We start from the raw sequence: 17,537 nt of genomic DNA, 5'->3' as shown, positions 1-17,537 counted from the left end.
CGACATGGCGCTTTGTCACGGGGTTTTGCCCTTTTTTCAAGCGACCCGCGCATATAGATGTCTGACAAACAGTTGACGGATCTTGCACACGATGACGCTTTTCTGGGTCGCGACCATTTTTCTGGCCACTGCGATGGCGGGCCTTCTGGCGTTGGCTTTGCTGCGCGGACAACGGCATACCGGACCCGCCGAAGCCTTCGATCTGCAGGTCTATCGCGACCAGCTGACCGAAGTGGATCGTGACCTTGCACGCGGCGTTATTTCGCAGGAAGACGCGGAACGGCTGCGGACCGAGATTTCGCGGCGCATCCTTTCAGCGGATTCCAAGGCGCAGGCCAGAGGCGATGCAGGGGCACAATCGCAGGTGCTGAGCGCTGCGGTCGCGACGGTGATGGGCGCGCTGCTGGTTGGTGGAAGCTATTGGCTTTACACGCAGATTGGCGCGCCGGGCTATGGCGATCTGGGGCTTGCGGCCCGGATGGAAATGGCGGAAACCGCGCGCCAGAACCGCCCGTCCCAAGCCGAGGCAGAGGCGGAAACGCCCACCACCGCGGCGCCTGAAATCCAGCCGGAATACGCGGCGCTGGTTCAGCGCCTGCGCGGTGCGGTGGCCGAACGTCCGGGTGATCTTCAGGGGCATGTGCTTTTGGCGCGATCCGAGGCCGCGATGGGCAATTACGTCGCCGCCTACGAAGCGCAGCAGCAGGTCCTGTCGATCAAGGGGGACGATGCCACGGGCAAGGATTACGCCGATCTGGCAGACATGATGGTCTTGGCCGCCGGCGGATATGTCTCACCCGAGGCGGAACGGGTGCTGGAAGCGGCGTTGACGCGCGATCCGGAGAACGGTGTCTCGCTTTATTACATGGGACTGATGATGGCCCAGACCGGGCGGCCCGATGTCGCATTCCGGCTCTGGGACCGGCTCCTGCGGCAAAGCCCCCCGGATGCGGCCTGGCTGCCGCCGATCCTGGCCCAGATCGAGGACATGGCCTTCCGCGCCGGTGTTGCCGACTACCAGGTGCCGCGCATGGCCGGCATGCCCGGGCCGAGTGCTTCGGATGTCGAGGCTGCGGGCGAAATGAGCGTCGAGGACCGTCAGGAGATGATCCGCGGCATGGTGGCACGTCTGTCGGACCGGCTGGCCACCGAAGGCGGAACGCCCGAAGAATGGGCGCGATTGATCTCGTCCCTCGGCGTGCTGGGCGACGAGGCACAGGCGATTGCCATCTGGAACAACGCCCAAGAGGTCTTTGCCGACAATCCGGAGGCACTCGACATTGTCCGCGAAGGCGCGCGGGCTGCCGGATTGGTGCTGTAAGGTCTTGATCTACGACGAGATCTCCGACTTCGCCGCCGGGCTGCCGCCGATGCGCGCGATTGCAGGGCTGGATCTTGGTACCAAGACCATCGGGGTTGCGGTTTCAGATGGGCTGCGCAGCGTGGCCACCCCGCTGGAGACGATCAAACGCAAGAAATTCGGTGTCGATGCCGAGGCGCTGCTGGCGATTCTGACAAAGCGCGACATCGCCGGGCTGGTTCTTGGATTGCCGCGCAACATGGACGGGACCGAGGGACCGCGCTGCCAATCAACCCGCGCCTTTGCGCGGAATTTCGCAGCGCTCTGGGATCGCCCGATCACCTTCTGGGACGAACGCCTGTCGACGGTTGCGGCAGAAAGAGCACTGCTTGAGGCGGATACGACCCGAAAACGTCGCGCAGAGGTGATCGACCATGTTGCGGCCAGCTATATCCTGCAAGGGGCGCTGGACCGGCTGCGCCACATCGAAGCCGCGCGATAAAGGAACCCGTGCCCATGAAAGACGACATCTGGAGCCGCGACGAGATCGAAAGCCCCTGTGTGAAGATCTGTGTCGTGCATCCCGAGAGCCGCCTGTGCACCGGGTGCCTGCGCACCATCGACGAAATCGGGGCCTGGTCGAAAATGACGCCCGAGGCGCGCCGTGAGGTCATGGCAGAGCTGCCCTCCCGTGCAGGCCAACTGACCAAGCGCCGTGGTGGCCGCGCCGCTCGGCTCAAACGCTGATCCGTCTGTTTTCGAACCTGTGAACAAAAAACCGGGGCCACTGGCCCCGGAAGCTTGCGATCGTCGAAGGTTTAATCCGGTTCAGTCCAGTTCCAGCACGCAGGTGCAGAACTGTTTCGCTTTCCAATGCGCCTTCTTGCTCACCTGAACGTTGTAGAGAATCTGGTAGGTGTTGTCGGGTTTGGCCAGACAACAGGCCGTCACTTCGACATCCTTTGGAGCGGTGGCGCAGAAATTGCGACCGAGGTAATACATGTCCGGCTGCACATCCGCGGTGAACATCGCACGGCGATGACCGTTTTCGTCGGTCACGCATTTCACCTTGGGACAGGAGACCGGCGCCGGTTTCGGGACGGCCTTCACCACGCGCGGCTCTTGCGGCTCGTCCGGATCATCCGGTTGTTGCGGAGTCGGTGTTGTCGGCGGCGTCGTCGGAGGGGTCGTGGGAGTCGTCGGACGCTCGAAGGTCGGCTGTTCGTAGGTGGGAGGTGCTGGTGGCAGATCGCGCGCCAGCGCGGGCGTGGCGATCAAGGCAAAAATCAGCAGGGCAAGTCTCATGTCTTTTTTCTTTAGGTACCGCTTACTCTGCGGAGTGGGTTATCATGTTCCCGCGCCAAAGGAAAATCACGGTATCCGGCGCGGGAGAAGATCAGGTGTCTCAAGCTGATGCCTGAGCGATGCTGGTGCTTTCCACGACAAGGATCTGGTCGAGAGAGACAGGTCCGACAGCGGACGAGACCATGGCCACGGTTTGTCCGTTGAACTGCACAAGGCTGTCACCGCTGGATGCGTCCGTCTCGATCGTGACCGACCCGCTTGCGGAGGCTCCGACCGGCACGGAAAGGATCACAACTTCATCCGGATCAAGGTCCATGATCATCGGCGCATTGTCCGGATCGACCCAGGTGCCGGTGTAGAAGATGTCGTCCCCTTCCTCACCAAAGGCCACGTCACCGCTGCCGAGATGGACATCATCGTTGCCTTCGCCCCCCAGAAGCACATCGGGATCAAGAAGGTCGGGCGCGTTGGTGATCTGGTCATCATTGCCGTCCCAGATGCCGAAAATCTGGTCATCCCCGGCGCCACCATCAAGCGTGTCCGCACCAGCGCCACCGACCAGCGAATCGTCGCCGTCGCCATCCATGATGCTGTCATTGCCGTCACCGCCGAAAAGGGTGTCGGCGCCTGGGCCACCGAACATGGTGTCATTGCCTGCGCCGCCGACCAGCTCGTCGTTGTCTTCCTGACCATCGAGCAGGTCATCGCCCGCATCGCCGAACATGGTGTCATTGCCCAGTCCGCCAGACAGGATGTCATTCCCGGTGCCGCCGGCAACAAGGTCATCACCCGAATTGCCCACCAGCGAGTCGTTGCCTTCGCTGCCGAAGACCTGATCGTCACCGCCACCGCCGAAGACGCTGTCGTCACCGATCTGCCCATCGAGGATATTGTCACCGGAGTTGCCGGTGATCTGGTCGTCACCACCCGCACCCACCACGGTGTCGCCGCCCTCGGCAGCGGTGATCACATCGCCGGACTCGGTGCCGAAGGTCACGCCATCGGACGTGAAGATCCCGTCCGAGCCGCCATCCGTGCCGCCACCGTCCGTGCCGCCGCCATCCGTACCACCGCCGTCGGTACCGCCACCATCCGTGCCGCCACCGCCTTCGGTCGGCGTGTCCGTATCGTCGTCGTCATCGCCCGAATCCACGAACAGTCCTGCTGTCAGACCGATCAAAGTGAGCGCCAAGAGTGCTGCATATTCCATGTGAACGTTAATCCCAAGATTACCGATTGACGTTCAACTTACGCCCGAGCGGTCCATCCCCCATAATAAAATCGACAATTTGAGAGATATTGTTAGGGATTGCGAAACAGTTGAAAAATCCGACCCGGCATTGTCAACAATGCCGCTGTGGAATGTGGCGGTGCCTTATTTTTGCCTTATCCACACCTGCCCTGATTCACGTGATTCCGGTCGCAGATAGGCGACCATCCTGCCCTCCTCCGAGGCGGTTGCTCCGGCTTGCCAGCGCGACACGCCATGCAGCAGGAACGGATTGAGTAAAACCGCCTCGCCCGGACGTGTAAAGAGCGGAATGCGCGGACAGTCCTCGAAACACCGGGCACGCGCAGCCTGATAAACCTCGGTGATGTCGATCTCCGGCCAACTGTCTTCGGGGCTCTCGCCGAGCGCGTTGATCAGCGCCTGCTGCAGGATCTGGTGGCTGCCCGCCCAGACGACGAGCGGACTGGCCCCCTCTGACGTTTCCGTCAGTGGAAGGCCCAGAATCCAATCGTGCCGTTCCCGCAGAAAGCGCCGTTTCGGCGTACCTTCGGCCAGAACACCGTCCATATGCGCGGCATCCCGGTTGAGCCGGAACCGAAAGGCTGCGGGACTTTCGCCCGCGCGCGGACGCGGATACCCGGGATATGTCACCGAGAGCTGTGCCGGGTGCAGATCCTGCCGTGGACCGATCCGGTCAGCGGCAGGCCCGGCCAGCGGCACGGACCCAACCGCGCCATCCTTGTCCGACGGCAGCGCATCGACCCCCACAAACCACGTGCCGTCACATTGCAGCCAGCGTGCGATCATGTCCGGATCGCGCACCACCCGACGCGCCACATGCCGCGCCGCCTGCGCCCAGCGAAACGTCTCGGCGTGCCAGGGAAACCGGAAAAAGCCGCAGTCAGGCCAGTCGGACACCATCGCCTCAGCCCGCAAGCCTGTCGGGCTGCTGCATCCGTTCGAGCGCCTCATCCAGCAGCATTACGCCCGCGCCCGGCCGGTTCGCCTTTTCCGAAAGCACACGCCGCCAGATGCGCGCCCCCGGCTGACCGGCAAAAAGCCCCAGCATGTGCCGCGTGATCTGATGGAGGCGGCCGCCCGCATCCAGATGCGCCTCGATATAGGGCCGCATGGCATCGATGACCTCGGCGCGCGAGCCAGCCGCAGGCTCTGCACCGAAAAGCTGCGCATCCACCTCCGACAGCACGTCCCATGGCCGATGATAGGCGGCGCGTCCGATCATCGATCCGGCAAGGCCGCGTTCAATCAGGGCGGCAGCCTCGTCCAGGGTTTCAATCCCGCCATTGATGGACATCGGAAGCTCCGGAAAGCGCTCGGCCATCCGGACGACCAGATCGTAATCCAACGGTGGGATGTCCCGGTTCTCCTTGGGCGACAGCCCCTGCAGCCAGGCCTTGCGCGCATGCACGATGAGGTAGTCGCAGCCGGCATCCCGCACCCGCATGATGAAGTCGGGCAGAACGACCTCCGGATCCTGATCATCGACTCCGATCCGGCATTTCACCGTCACCGGCACATCGACAACCGCCTTCATCGCCGCAACGCAGTCCGCCACCAAGGCAGGTGTCTTCATCAACACCGCGCCGAACGTCCCCGATTGCACGCGGTCGGACGGACAGCCGACATTGAGATTGATCTCGTCATACCCCGCCGCGGCCCCCAGCCGTGCCGCCTCGGCCAGCTCCTGCGGATCCGACCCGCCCAGCTGCAAGGCCACGGGATGCTCCTCGGGACTGTAAGCCAGCAAGTGCACCGCCCCGCCCCGCACAAGAGCGGGCGCCGTCACCATCTCGGTATAGAGCAACGCCCGACGACTGATCTGCCGGTGGAAGAACCGACAGTGACGGTCGGTCCAGTCCATCATCGGCGCACAGGATAGGCGCGCGGCCGCGGTGGCTGCGTTCAAAGGCATTCAGCAATCTCCAAGGGTCCGCAGTCGCTTGGGACTGACCACTGTGGACACCATACGCACAAGAAGGACGTACCGCCACCCTGCCCTGTGCAAAGACAGGCAATTGGCGGTGTTTGGGTGGGTCCAAAGCTGACACCAACCCCAAAACTCAATCTTTTCGCGACCCACTGCTGAAACATTCTCACCGCCAATACGATCCGACGAGCAGACATTGCTGTGACCAGCGACGATAAATGAACAAGCGTTTCTCAAACCTCCGCGTTGCGTGCAGCATTCAACGGAGTCGGCGGGTAGCGGAAGTTCGCTGCGTCTTACTGTAGACAAGTGGCAGGATGGAAAAGCTGGCGTTGAGCGATAAATCAACATGACAACAGACTAATTTCTTGCGTTTGTTTTTGCCCAATAAGCCGCAGGTCGCGCTGAATACTCAAGCAGACGGAGCTCTTGATTGAAGCAAGATTTCACCAAACTTTCGAAAAATATCTGTCTGAGCACTACTCTGGCGCCATGCCAACACGATCCGGCGCGGGGTTGCGCCTTCGAGCTGCGACAGATGCAAATCATGTCCGGCCGTCAGACCTGCATCAATTGCCAGGTTTGGCAATAGGGTGACCCCGATACCTTCCTCGACCATCGAGACCAGCGTCGGCAAACTGGTGGCCGCAAAAGATGTGTCCTCTTCGAGTGTAACGCCAGGCACGCTCGACAGCGCGTGTTTTTGCAGGCAGTGACCGCGCTCAAGCAGCAACAGACGACGACCGGCCAGATCAGACCCTTCGACCCGCGAAAGATTGGCCAGCGGATGCGCCCGGGGCGTCGCAAGGCTGTAATCGTCCTCGAACAGCAGCATCGTTTTCACCTGCGGCGGCAAGTCATGTGGTAAAGCGATCAGGATCAGGTCCAAACGCCCATCCGTCAGACCTGCCAACAGCGACTCTGTCAATTCTTCGCGCAGGTATATCTGCATCTCGGGCCAAGCCGCCCGCAGTCTTGGCAGCGCGCGGGGAAGCAAAAAGGGACCGACCGTCGGGATCACACCAAGTCTGAGCTGCGTCATGCCGGCCGAAGTTTCAGCCTGTGCTGCGGCCTCGAAATCGGTCACTTTTGCCAGAATCTCTCTTGCGCGCTCTGCGAGGGTGGTCCCGATCGAGGTCATCAGTACGGAATGGGTGCTGCGTTCGGCGACTTTCACACCCAGACGCGCCTCCATTTCTTTGAGTCCCGTCGACAGGGTCGATTGTGTGACGTTGCAAACCTCTGCGGCGCGCGAGAAGTTTTCCGTGTCAGCCAAGGCCACAAGGAACCGCATTTGGCGAAGCGTTGTCATACTGTCCTTTGGCTATCGTAATTTTCGATTACCAGGCTCGTTTAATTCAATTTCCAGAATATATCCAGAGTGTCTATCTCGGTCTCAGACACATCACAGGAGAGACCACAATGAACGCTGTCACCGAATTCACATCCCCGTCTCAGGTTACCCTGCCCCGCCTCAACGAGCCCGCGCCGGCCTTTGATGCGCTGACCACCCATGGTCGAAAATCGCTTGCAGATTATCGCGGCAAATGGCTCATCCTGTTTTCGCACCCGGCCGACTTTACTCCGGTCTGCACCACCGAATTCATGGCCTTTGCTCGCCGCGCCGATGACTTTGCCGAACTGAACACCGAATTGCTTGGTCTGTCCATCGACAGTCACTACGCGCATATCGCATGGGTGCGGTCGATCAAGGACAGCTTTGGCGTGGATATCGGCTTCCCGATCATCGCCGACCTCGACATGAAAGTGGCGCAGGACTACGGCATGATCCAGCCTGGGGCGTCCGACACACAGGCGGTGCGCGCGACCTTCATCATCGACCCCGACGGAATCCTGCGGGCGATGGTCTATTACCCGATGACCAATGGTCGTTCGATTGACGAATTCTACCGCCTGATCCAAGCCCTGCAGACTGCAGACACGCACAAGGTGGCGACTCCCGAGAACTGGACACCGGGTCAGGACGTGATCGTTCCGACGCCGCAAACGACCAATGCCGCTGAGGCACGCATGTCCGAGGGGTATGAAACCACGGATTGGTATTTCTCGACAAAGTCGCTCTGAGTGTCATGGGCTGTGCTCTTCCCGGCCTGATAGGGAAGAGCACACCAGTCAGGCGGAAGCGGTGCGGCCCGAACAGGACGCAGAGATATCGGGGCGCATCGCAAGTAAATCCATCAACCCGCAATTGCCGCGTACAAGGTCTTCGAGCGTGACCATGTCCAGCTCGTGATAGAACGCCTCCAGCGCCCGCACGACATAGCCGCGCAGGCGGCAGGTTGCAGCCAATGGGCACGTGTTGCGGACTTCGTCAAAGCATTCGGCAAAGGGGATGTCGGTTTCGAATATGCGGAACACCGAGCCAATCGAAATGCGGTTGGCGGGTCTGGCAAGACGGATGCCACCGGTGCGCCCACGAAGAGTCTCGAGATAACCCTCGGCCTGGAGTTGCTGAACAACCCGCGCGACATGATTGATTGAGGCATTGCAGCGCTCTGCAATGTCCGATGTGCGCACAAGCTGTTCGTCATTGACCGCACAGTACATAAGGGTGCGCGCGGCAAGATTGGTTCGGGTCGTCAGACGCATCGCGTTTCCTTCACGTTCCGACCGATATTCCACATCATGGATACCAGTTTCTTTGATCCAGATCACGTCAAATCCAAAGATCATGGCGTAAGAGGCCAAAAGCTCCGAAAAGAAAGCGGACCATGAGTCACTCTTCACCTCATAAGACCGTTTCGTCGCCGACTGGCCGATTGGGGGCGGCGCTGTCTGTCGTGGTTAACATGATCTGGCTGGCACAGGCATGGGTGATTGCTCACGTCTTGGCGGCGCTTTTGTCTGGCGATGCCGTGGGTGTTTGGGGTACCTCGCTCTCGTTCTTCGGCCTTGGCGTTATGCGGGCGCTCCTGACGTATCAGGCTCAGGTGGCACTGAGCGAAGCGGCCGAGAGGCACATCCAAAACATTCGGCAGGAGATCTTGGACGCGGAAACCGCCACGGACCAAGCGTCACACTTTGGCGGCGCCGGGTCAATTGCGGCGCTTGCTACGGAAAAACTTGAAGCGCTGCGTCCGTTTCTTGTGCGATACACACCGGCGCGCCTGCGCGTCATGGTCGTCCCGCTGATCATCCTTGCGATCACCGCATGGCACAGCTGGGCTGCTGCGGTGGTTCTGCTCGCCACAGGGCCATTGATCCCGGTGTTCATGGCCTTGGTTGGATGGGCCGCAAAAGCGGCCAGTGCGCGTCAGATGATCGAGATTGGATCGCTGAATGATCTTCTAGCAGACCGATTGGCGGCGCTTGGGGACCTCACTCTGGTCGGTGCCGGACCGCAAGTGGTCGACGGGTTCGCCAAGGCCTCGGACACTCTTCGGGAAAAAACGATGGCCGTTCTGCGGGTCGCCTTTCTTTCGTCCACCGTGCTCGAACTTTTCTCGGCGCTGGGTGTGGCGATGATCGCTGTGTGGGTGGGCTTTGCGCTTCTGGGCGAAATCAGCTGGGGCACATGGGGCACGCCTTTGGATCCATTCGCGGGGATCTACCTGCTCTTGCTGGCCCCGGATTTCTTCCAGCCATTGCGTGATCTGGCGGCCGCTTGGCATGACAAATCCGCAGCCGATGCCGTACAAGAGGACGTGATATCGTGGCGCACAGAACGCCGCCGGGAGATGCTGGGACACGGTGCGCATGCCGAGGCAGTCATGTTTCAGAGCCTGGCAATGCGGGATGTGGAGATTGATCATAGAGATCGCACGCTGCGCTTTCCGGATCTGGACATCTGGCCGGGCGACAGCTTGGCCATCATTGGCCCCAGCGGCATTGGAAAGACAACCTTGTTGCGGGTGCTTGCGGGTTTGGAGCAGCCCACATGCGGTGCAGTCCAGCTGAACGGAACGCAACTGACGGATACAAACGCCGACTCATGGCGCGCTGCCTTGGGCTGGATGCCGCAAACGCCACGCTTTCTTGGGCGAAGCTTACGCCACAATATCGGCTTTGGCGCCCCGTTGGACGCAGATATTCTCAGGCTTACGCAGGTGACCCCAGTTATCTCCGGTTTGCCTTCCAAGGATTTTACAGAATTGGGAGAAAGCGGCGCAGGCCTTTCTGGTGGCGAGGCCCGCCGTGTGATGCTTGCACGCGCTTTGAACCGGGCACCTGCGGTTCTCCTCGCCGATGAACCTACAGCCGATCTCGATGCCGACACGGCCAATGATATCGTAGAGGCTCTGCTGGCCTATGTCGCGAGCGGTGGCACATTGATCACCACAACCCATGATCCGCGCCTCATCGAAAGGATGCGAAAACTCATACGGCTGGAGTCCTCGTTATGAGGTCATTATTCCAGATCATCCGCCTGCTGCTGGCCGGAGAGCGTCGTGCCTTTTCCCAAGGGATGGCGCTGTCCGTGACGGTGTTGACGATGGGGGTTTCGCTCTTGGCCTTATCGGGCTGGTTCATCACGGCCGCCGCCGCTGCCGGAATGATCGGGCTGGGGACGATCTTCAACGTCTTCGCGCCTTCGGCAATGGTGCGGTTCCTTGCCTTGGGCCGCACGGCCGCCCGATACGGTGAGAGGTTGACCACCCATGACGCGACCCTGCGCGCCTTATCGAAACTGAGAGTGCGATTGCTGCACGGGGTTCTGATGTCGCCCTATCGTCAGATCGAACGCTTGCGGGCCAGTATTTTTCTGAACCGCGTGACCTCGGATATCGACGCGTTGGACGGTTTGGCTTTGCGATTGGTGCTTCCCGGTTTGGCGGGTTTGCTGGTGATCGCCGTTACTGCTTTGGCAATTGCTCTGCTGGTTCATCCCACGATCGCGGTTATCATCCTGCTGGGTTACGGCATTGGACCCACACTGGTCTTCTTCTGGGGGCAAGCCCGGGCGGACAAGCCGTCTCGCAAAGCGCAGGCAGGCATGCAGGCGCTACGGAGTCGCATCATCGACCTGATCGCAATGCGGGAAGACCTGATCGCATTCGGGCAGGTGCCTGCCGCACGAACCAGTGCCGAAAGAGCTATGCAATTCCAGTCCGAGAACCAATCTGACGTTGAGCGGATCGAGCGGACGACGGGGCTTTGGCTCGACCTGATGGGCTGGGGAGTCGTTGCGTCGGCACTCGGGATCGGCGCGGCCCTGACGCAGGCGGGTGAGATCACAGCGGCGCAAGCGGCGATCGGGATTTTCGCTGCGCTGGCGCTTTCAGAAGCGGTGTCACCTGTGCGCCGCGCCTTGTCCGAAATCGGGCGGATGCGTGCAGCGGCTAAACGGATTGCGCCCATGCTCAACGCGGACAGGGCAACAGGTGGTTTGGACCTCAAAGCCGCTGCAGCATCGCTCGTGGCAACGGCATTCGCGGCGGCCCGCTGCACCAATGCCACTCCTCTTTTTGACCCCGTTTCCTTTACTGTCGCCAAAGGCGAAACCGTAGCGCTGACTGGGCGCAGTGGTTGCGGGAAATCGACTGTCTTGTTGATGGCGGCAGGTCACGGAAAGCCTCGTTGCGGTGCGCTGCAATTCGGTGGCTTGGATACTGACTGGATCGACGCAGCACTGAGGACACGTGTGATTGCCATGGTCCCCCAGCGGCATGCGCTGGTCGCCGGAACAATTGCCGAAAACCTCAGGCTTGCGGCACCTAATGCCACGAATGCGGAGCTTTGGACGGTCCTTGACGCTGTTCGGCTTGCTGAAACTGTAGAACACAAAGGCGGGCTGGACGCCCGGCTTGGGTTCCGGGGCGCAGGGCTGTCTGGCGGAGAGGGGCGGCGTCTGGTTCTGGCGCGGGCGCTTCTGCGCAGGCCCGAACTTCTGCTGCTGGACGAGCCGACGGAAGGGTTGGACGCTCCTCTGGCGACCCGTGTGCTTGGGGGCATCCGGGCAATACTGCCCAATGCGGCGATCCTGATGGCGGCGCACCGCCCCGAAGAGGTCGCCTTTGCGGATCGCGTCGTGGCCCTGCGCCCGGTCACGCGGATTGGCTGAATTAATCCGCATCACCGATACAAGTTTTTGACACAGATCAAATCACACATCTCGGAATCAGAATACGACACACTTAATCCGCATCACCGATGCGAATTATTGATCGTTCAAGGAGTTCACCATGGAGATCGGACTGGTCGAGCTGTCGCGCATGCAGTTTGCGCTGACGGCCATGTATCACTTTCTCTTCGTGCCGCTGACGCTGGGTCTGTCGATCCTCGTGGCGATCATGGAGACCGTCTACGTCATGACGAACCGCCCCATCTGGCGGCAGATGACGAAATTCTGGGGCACGCTGTTCGGCATCAACTTTGTGCTGGGCGTCGCCACCGGCATCACGATGGAATTCCAGTTCGGCATGAACTGGAGCTATTACAGCCACTATGTCGGCGACATCTTCGGCGCGCCTCTGGCCATCGAAGGGCTGATGGCGTTCTTCCTTGAAGCCACGTTCGTCGGCCTGTTCTTCTTCGGCTGGGACAAGCTGAGCAAGGTGCAGCACATGGTGGTTGCCTGGCTGGTCGCCATCGGGTCGAACTTTTCGGCTTTGTGGATTCTGATCGCCAATGGCTGGATGCAGAACCCGGTCGGCGCGGAATTCAACCCCGACACCATGCGGATGGAGATGACGTCGTTCTTTGACGTGCTCTTCAACGAAGTGGCGCAGGCGAAATTTGTTCATACCGTATCTGCGGGCTATGTGACGGCGTCCGTCTTCGTGCTGGGCGTGTCGGCGCTTTATCTCCTTCAGAACAGGAACAAAGATCTGGCCCGCCGATCCATTGCGGTGGCGTCCGCCTTTGGGCTTGCCGCCGCGCTGTCCGTTGTCGTTCTGGGTGACGAGTCCGGCTATTCCGCCAGCCATACGCAGAAAATGAAGCTCGCCGCGATCGAGGCGATGTGGGAAACCCACGACGCGCCCGCGCCCTTCACCGCCATTGGTTTTCCCGATCAGGAAGCGCGTGAGACGCATTACGCCGTGGAAATCCCCTGGGCGATGGGCCTGATCGGCACGCGCAGCCTGACCAAGGAAATCCCCGGCATCAACGATCTGGTGGCGGAATCCGAGGTCAAGATCCGCGACGGGCTGATCGCCTATGACGCGCTGATGACGATCCGCGAACAGCGTGACGCAACCCCACCCGAGGTGCGCGCGACCTTCGAGGCGCATTCCGACAATCTGGGCTATGCCTTGCTGCTCAAGCGCTATGTCGACGATCCGCGCGATGCGACGGAAGAACAGATCAAGATGGCAGCTGATGACACCGTTCCCGGTGTGGCCCCGCTGTTCTGGGCGTTCCGGATCATGGTGGCGCTTGGCTTCAGCTTCATCGCGGTGATGGCGTATTTCTTCTACCGCGCCTCGTTCCGGAACATGCAGTTCCCGCGCTGGTCGCTTTATGCCGCTGTCGCCATCATCCCGACGCCGTGGATCGCAGCCGAATTGGGCTGGTTCGTGGCCGAGTTCGGCCGCCAGCCCTGGACCGTGGATGGCGTGCTGCCGACAGCGCTCAGCGCCTCGCATCTGAGCATCGCGGATCTGCTGATCACATTGGCCGGGTTCCTGATCTTCTATTCGGTCCTCTTCGTGATCGAGGTGAGCCTGATGGTGAAATACATCCGCAAGGGCCCGTTCCAGGACGTCGAAGAAACCAATGCCTGGCAGGAACGGCACGAAGCGCGGCTGCGCTCCGAGACCCCGGCTCCGACCCTTGCCGCAACCCCTGCGGAGTAAGACAGATGATCCTTTATGAACTGATCGACTACGACATCCTGCGCGTGATCTGGTGGGCGCTTCTGGGCGTGCTCCTGATCGGATTTGCCCTGACCGATGGCTTCGACATGGGCGTGGGCGCGCTTCTGCCCTTCGTCGCCAAGACCGACGTGGAACGGCGCGTGGCCATCAACACGGTCGGCCCGGTCTGGGAAGGCAACCAAGTGTGGTTCATCCTTGGCGGGGGCGCGATCTTTGCCGCGTGGCCGCCGCTGTACGCCGTCAGCTTTTCGGGCTTCTACCTTGCGATGTTTGTGGTTCTGGCCGCCTTCATCGTGCGCCCGGTAGCGTTCAAGTACCGCTCCAAGCGCGAGGGTGCGACATGGCGGGCGCGCTGGGACTGGGCGCTCTTCGCCGGCGGTGCGGTGCCCGCGCTGCTCTTCGGTGTGGCGGTGGGCAATGTCCTGCTGGGTGTGCCGTTCTACCTGACCGAAGACCTGATGCCGATGTATCCGGGCAACTTCGCCGTCAAGTTCATCGGCCTCCTGCGCCCCTTCGCGCTGCTCGCCGGGGTGGTGTCGCTGGCGATGCTGCTGATGCACGGGGCGGCTTGGCTGTCGCTCAAGGCCGAAGGTGTGGTTGCCGAACGCGCCCGCGCTATTGGGATCAAGGCAGGGATCGTTGCCGCTGCGGGCTATGCGCTGGCGGGTCTGTGGCTGGCCGTGGGCGTTGACGGCTTTTCGTTGGGCGAGGTCGCGGCCAGTGGCCCATCCAATCCGCTCTATTCCGAGGTGACACACGGTGGATCGTGGCTGTCGGCCTATGCCGAGCGTCCGTGGATCGTGATTGCGCCGGTCATGGGCTTTGCCGGGATCGCGCTGGCGGTGATGGGCCTGCGGGCGGGACGTGAGGTGTCGACGCTCCTCTGGTCGAAGATGGGCATCCTCGGGATCATCTCGTCCGTCGGGTTGACCATGTTCCCGTTCATCCTGCCCTCGACCCTTGATCCCAAGAGCTCGCTCACCGTGTGGGATTCCTCGTCTTCGCACCAGACGTTATTCATCATGCTGGTGGTCACCGCGATCTTCATGCCGCTGATCCTGATGTACACGGCGTGGGTCTACAAGGTGCTCTGGGGCAAGGTCACCGAGGCACAAGTCACTGATAACGCTGACACAGTTTACTGAAGGAGACCTGACCAATGTGGTATTTCGCATGGCTTCTCGGATTGCCCCTTGCCGCCCTCTTTGCCGTTCTCAACGCGATCTGGCTCGAGATGCGCACCGACGCCTGTTTCTCGGACGAAGGCGACTGCCCGATGGGTGAACACACCCATTGACCGTCCTTGCACCCAATGACCGGGGGCTTGTTCCTTCCTCCCCCTGTCCGGTGCGGGCCCCGTTATGGCGAGGGGCCCGCACCCCAAGTTTTCTCAAACGATCCAACCCCGAAAGGACGATCTCCATGAAAAACCTCATCCTCGCGGTCTGTACCGCACTGACGCTGACGGGACCCGCCCTCGCGCAGGAGGCCCCCGACACGCTGGTCACGATCCTGACCGCGCCAGAGCCGCAGACCCAGTTGATGGCGATGGTCCTTGCGATGCAGGCGGCCCAGCAAGGCGCAGCCCCGCATATCCTGCTCTGCGGTCCGGCAGGTGACATTGCGCTGAACGATGCGCCGGCCTCGGCCACTGCGCCGCAACCGCCGCGCGACATGAGCCCGAAAGGTCTGTTGGGCAAGATCGCCGAGATGCCCAACGCCAAGGTCGAGGTCTGCGCGATCTACCTGCCGGGCAAAGGCCTGCAGGCGGATGCTTTGATGGATGGCGTGACGGTGGCCCAGCCCCCCGCGATGGCCGCTGCCATGATCGCACCGAACGCGCGGATCGCCAGCTACTGATCTGTCTTCGTGCGATCGCAGCCCGCTCTGACTTGCATCAGGACGGGCTGTTTTGATGAGTTTGCTACATATCAAATCCATCTTCGCGAGAATCACATATGCGAAAATCAGAATATTTATTCCCGAGGAGGATCCCATGACCAAGCTGACCGCAAACCGGCGTCAGTTCCTGGCACTGGCTGCCGGAGGCGCTGCCGCGGCGGCTGTCTCGGTACCGCAAGAGGGTCGGGCCCAGGTGGCAACGTCCGCGAAGATCGTAATCATCGGGGCCGGCGCCGGAGGCACCGCGCTTGCGAACCGTCTGGTCTCGCGGCTCGAGGGCGCCCAGATCACGCTGATCGACCCCCGGGTCGAGCACCTCTATCAGCCGGGTCTGTCGCTGGTCGCCGCTGGTCTGAAACCCGCCAGCTACGTTGTATCCAAGACGACCGACTGGCTGCCCGATGGCGTGACCCTGATCGCCGAAGCCGCGGCGGCGATTGATCCCGAGGCCAAGACGGTCGACACGGCCAGCGGCCAGAAAGTGCCCTATGATTTTCTTGTGGTCGCTCCGGGTCTGGTGCTGGACCACGACGCCATCGAAGGCTTCTCGCTCGACATGGTGGGGCAGAACGGCATCGGCGCGCTCTATGCCGGGCCGCAATACGCAGCGGCGACGTGGAAAGCCGCGCAGGCCTATACCGAAACCGGCGGCGTCGGTCTGTTCACACGTCCCGCAACCGAGATGAAATGCGCCGGTGCGCCGCTCAAGCACACCTTCCTGATCGAGGACATCGCCCGGACCGCAGGCACACGCGGCAAACTCGACGTGCATTACATGGCCAACAATGACAGCCTCTTCGGTGTGCGCATCGTGTCTGAAAAGGTGCGGATGCTGTTCGGCGACCGGGGCATCACACCGGAATATTCGCATGTCCTGCGCGGATTGGATGCGGGCGCTAAGACCGCGACATTCGCGACGCCCGAAGGCGACGTCACGATGGACTATGACTACATCCACGTGATCCCGCCCCAGCGTGCCCCCGAGGTGATCCGGCAATCCGGACTGAGCTGGGCCGACAAATGGACCGATCAGGGCTGGGTCGAATGCGACATGGCCACCCTGCGGCACCTGCGCTACGACACGATCTGGGCGCTGGGCGACGTGGCCGGGGTACCCAAGGGCAAGACGGCGGCATCGGTGAAATGGCAGGTCCCGGCGATCGAAGACGGTCTTGTCGCCGCCATCGAAGGCCGCGAGTCCACCGAGACCTACAACGGCTACACGTCCTGCCCGATGATCACACGCGTCGGACGCGCGATGCTGGTCGAGTTCTATTACAACAACAACCTTGTCCCATCTTTCCCAGGCGTCATCGCGCCGCTGGAAGAACTTTGGATCAGCTGGCTGATGAAGGAAGTGGCCTTGAAGGCGACTTATAATGCCATGCTGCGCGGACGCGCGTAAGGAGACCTGACATGAAAGATATGACCTTTGGCACAATGCTCGCCGTGTTCGAAGAAATCTTCGGCATTGGACTGTTCTGGGCCATGGTGGCCGCCGCAGCGCTTGTCACGGCGGGATACATCTACGTACTGATCCGGGATCACAGCATTTCGTGGCGCAAATTCCTCTTGGCACAGCTGTCCATGCCGGTCGGTGCCATTCTTGCGATCTGGTTTGTTCTGGTTATGACCAGTTCGAAACTGAGCGACCTTGGTGGACCGGTCGACATAATTGTGTTCCTGGGAACTGCCATCGCCGGAGCCATAGGGACCGCAATTCTGGTTTATACGGTCCAGTCTTTCATCCGTCCCAGGCAATGAAGTTCGGCACCGCAATCCCAGGGCCCCGGAATTGTGGTGAGTTCTTGCCCATGATAATCGCTGCTGTTGTCACTGCCGAATAACCATCGCAAACACAGCCTTTATTGGCCTGTAGCAAGTCAGTTCATTCAGGTCTGGCTTATCGCGTTGCATTCGATTTATCACCGCGATCATTACAAATGGCTGCTTGAAAGGTCGGTTATGCCCGCTGGCGTTCACGTACCATAGGGTCGCTTATCGCCGGATCAGATCGTGCGCCGGTATCAGCGTGCTGCGGTCGAAACCGGGGGCGAAACGACCGGGGGTTTG

General features: G+C 61.1%; 18 protein-coding genes. 12 read left to right on the top strand and 6 right to left on the bottom strand.

The genetic code is table 11. The features are described from left to right. The first annotated feature begins 91 nt into the window (after nt 1–91). Genes ccmI through MRY75_RS10720 form a run of 3 tightly spaced genes read left to right on the top strand, consistent with a single transcriptional unit; the run spans nt 92 to nt 2,047 of the window. Nucleotides 92–1,321, top strand: coding sequence for a c-type cytochrome biogenesis protein CcmI (ccmI, locus tag MRY75_RS10730; RefSeq protein WP_292307664.1), 1,230 nt, complete (start codon nt 92–94; stop codon nt 1,319–1,321). 4 nt (nt 1,322–1,325) lie between these two features. Then, a complete protein-coding gene (gene ruvX, locus MRY75_RS10725; RefSeq protein WP_292307663.1) occupies nt 1,326–1,802 on the top strand; it encodes a Holliday junction resolvase RuvX in 477 nt (158 codons plus the stop codon). A gap of 14 nt (nt 1,803–1,816) precedes the next feature. Continuing rightward, nucleotides 1,817–2,047 carry a DUF1289 domain-containing protein gene (locus MRY75_RS10720; protein ID WP_292307661.1) on the top strand — a complete coding sequence of 77 codons (231 nt, stop codon included), beginning with the start codon at nt 1,817–1,819 and terminating at the stop codon, nt 2,045–2,047. Nucleotides 2,048–2,128: 81 nt separating this feature from the next. Here MRY75_RS10720 and MRY75_RS10715 read toward each other — a convergent pair whose 3' ends face one another. The 5 genes from MRY75_RS10715 to MRY75_RS10695 form a co-directional block, all read right to left on the bottom strand. Next, a complete protein-coding gene (locus MRY75_RS10715) occupies nt 2,129–2,605 on the bottom strand; it encodes a hypothetical protein (protein ID WP_292307659.1) in 477 nt (158 codons plus the stop codon). A 100-nt stretch (nt 2,606–2,705) separates the two neighbouring features. Then, on the bottom strand, nt 2,706–3,815 hold the full coding sequence (locus tag MRY75_RS10710; RefSeq protein ID WP_292307658.1) for a calcium-binding protein: 1,110 nt from the start codon (nt 3,813–3,815) through the stop codon (nt 2,706–2,708). A 165-nt stretch (nt 3,816–3,980) separates the two neighbouring features. Continuing rightward, complete coding sequence (locus MRY75_RS10705) at nt 3,981–4,808, bottom strand: hypothetical protein (RefSeq protein WP_292307656.1); 828 nt, start codon at nt 4,806–4,808, stop codon at nt 3,981–3,983. Then, nucleotides 4,762–5,769 (bottom strand): tRNA dihydrouridine(20/20a) synthase DusA, encoded by a 1,008-nt coding sequence (dusA, locus tag MRY75_RS10700; RefSeq protein WP_292307654.1) that lies wholly within the window; start codon nt 5,767–5,769, stop codon nt 4,762–4,764. The genes MRY75_RS10705 and dusA overlap by 47 nt, the downstream gene beginning before the upstream one ends. A gap of 427 nt (nt 5,770–6,196) precedes the next feature. After that, nucleotides 6,197–7,078, bottom strand: a complete 882-nt coding sequence (locus MRY75_RS10695) for a hydrogen peroxide-inducible genes activator (RefSeq protein WP_366934926.1) — start codon at nt 7,076–7,078, stop codon at nt 6,197–6,199. 128 nt (nt 7,079–7,206) lie between these two features. Between MRY75_RS10695 and MRY75_RS10690 the strand changes: the two genes are divergently transcribed. Further along, a complete protein-coding gene (locus MRY75_RS10690) occupies nt 7,207–7,869 on the top strand; it encodes a peroxiredoxin (protein ID WP_292307651.1) in 663 nt (220 codons plus the stop codon). 48 nt (nt 7,870–7,917) lie between these two features. On the opposite strand, the gene MRY75_RS10685 is transcribed toward MRY75_RS10690, so the two are convergent. Continuing rightward, nucleotides 7,918–8,394 (bottom strand): Rrf2 family transcriptional regulator, encoded by a 477-nt coding sequence (locus MRY75_RS10685; protein ID WP_292307649.1) that lies wholly within the window; start codon nt 8,392–8,394, stop codon nt 7,918–7,920. A gap of 122 nt (nt 8,395–8,516) precedes the next feature. Between MRY75_RS10685 and cydD the strand changes: the two genes are divergently transcribed. The 8 genes from cydD (at nt 8,517) to MRY75_RS10645 (ending at nt 17,228) form a co-directional block, all read left to right on the top strand. Next, entirely contained in the window at nt 8,517–10,148 is a 1,632-nt protein-coding gene (gene cydD, locus MRY75_RS10680) for a thiol reductant ABC exporter subunit CydD (protein ID WP_292307647.1), read from the top strand. Then, a complete protein-coding gene (locus MRY75_RS10675; protein WP_292307646.1) occupies nt 10,145–11,806 on the top strand; it encodes an ATP-binding cassette domain-containing protein in 1,662 nt (553 codons plus the stop codon). Before cydD ends, MRY75_RS10675 begins: the two co-directional genes overlap by 4 nt. 121 nt (nt 11,807–11,927) lie before the next feature. Then, nucleotides 11,928–13,541: a cytochrome ubiquinol oxidase subunit I gene (locus tag MRY75_RS10670; RefSeq protein ID WP_292307645.1), complete on the top strand. Its 1,614-nt coding sequence runs from the start codon at nt 11,928–11,930 to the stop codon at nt 13,539–13,541. A gap of 5 nt (nt 13,542–13,546) precedes the next feature. Further along, entirely contained in the window at nt 13,547–14,707 is a 1,161-nt protein-coding gene (gene cydB, locus MRY75_RS10665) for a cytochrome d ubiquinol oxidase subunit II (protein WP_292307643.1), read from the top strand. Between the two features lie 14 nt (nt 14,708–14,721). Then, on the top strand, nt 14,722–14,859 hold the full coding sequence (gene cydX / locus MRY75_RS10660) for a cytochrome bd-I oxidase subunit CydX (protein ID WP_292307641.1): 138 nt from the start codon (nt 14,722–14,724) through the stop codon (nt 14,857–14,859). Between the two features lie 125 nt (nt 14,860–14,984). Continuing rightward, complete coding sequence (locus MRY75_RS10655) at nt 14,985–15,422, top strand: hypothetical protein (RefSeq protein WP_292307639.1); 438 nt, start codon at nt 14,985–14,987, stop codon at nt 15,420–15,422. Nucleotides 15,423–15,558: 136 nt separating this feature from the next. Further along, nucleotides 15,559–16,869, top strand: coding sequence for an FAD-dependent oxidoreductase (locus MRY75_RS10650; protein WP_292307637.1), 1,311 nt, complete (start codon nt 15,559–15,561; stop codon nt 16,867–16,869). 11 nt (nt 16,870–16,880) lie between these two features. Beyond that, nucleotides 16,881–17,228, top strand: a complete 348-nt coding sequence (locus MRY75_RS10645; protein ID WP_292307636.1) for a DUF5368 domain-containing protein — start codon at nt 16,881–16,883, stop codon at nt 17,226–17,228. The last annotated feature ends 309 nt before the right edge of the window (nt 17,229–17,537 follow it).

The organism is Marivita sp. (assembly GCF_022763305.1).
Classification (GTDB): domain Bacteria; phylum Pseudomonadota; class Alphaproteobacteria; order Rhodobacterales; family Rhodobacteraceae; genus Marivita.
This window is presented reverse-complemented; position numbering and strand designations above follow the sequence as displayed.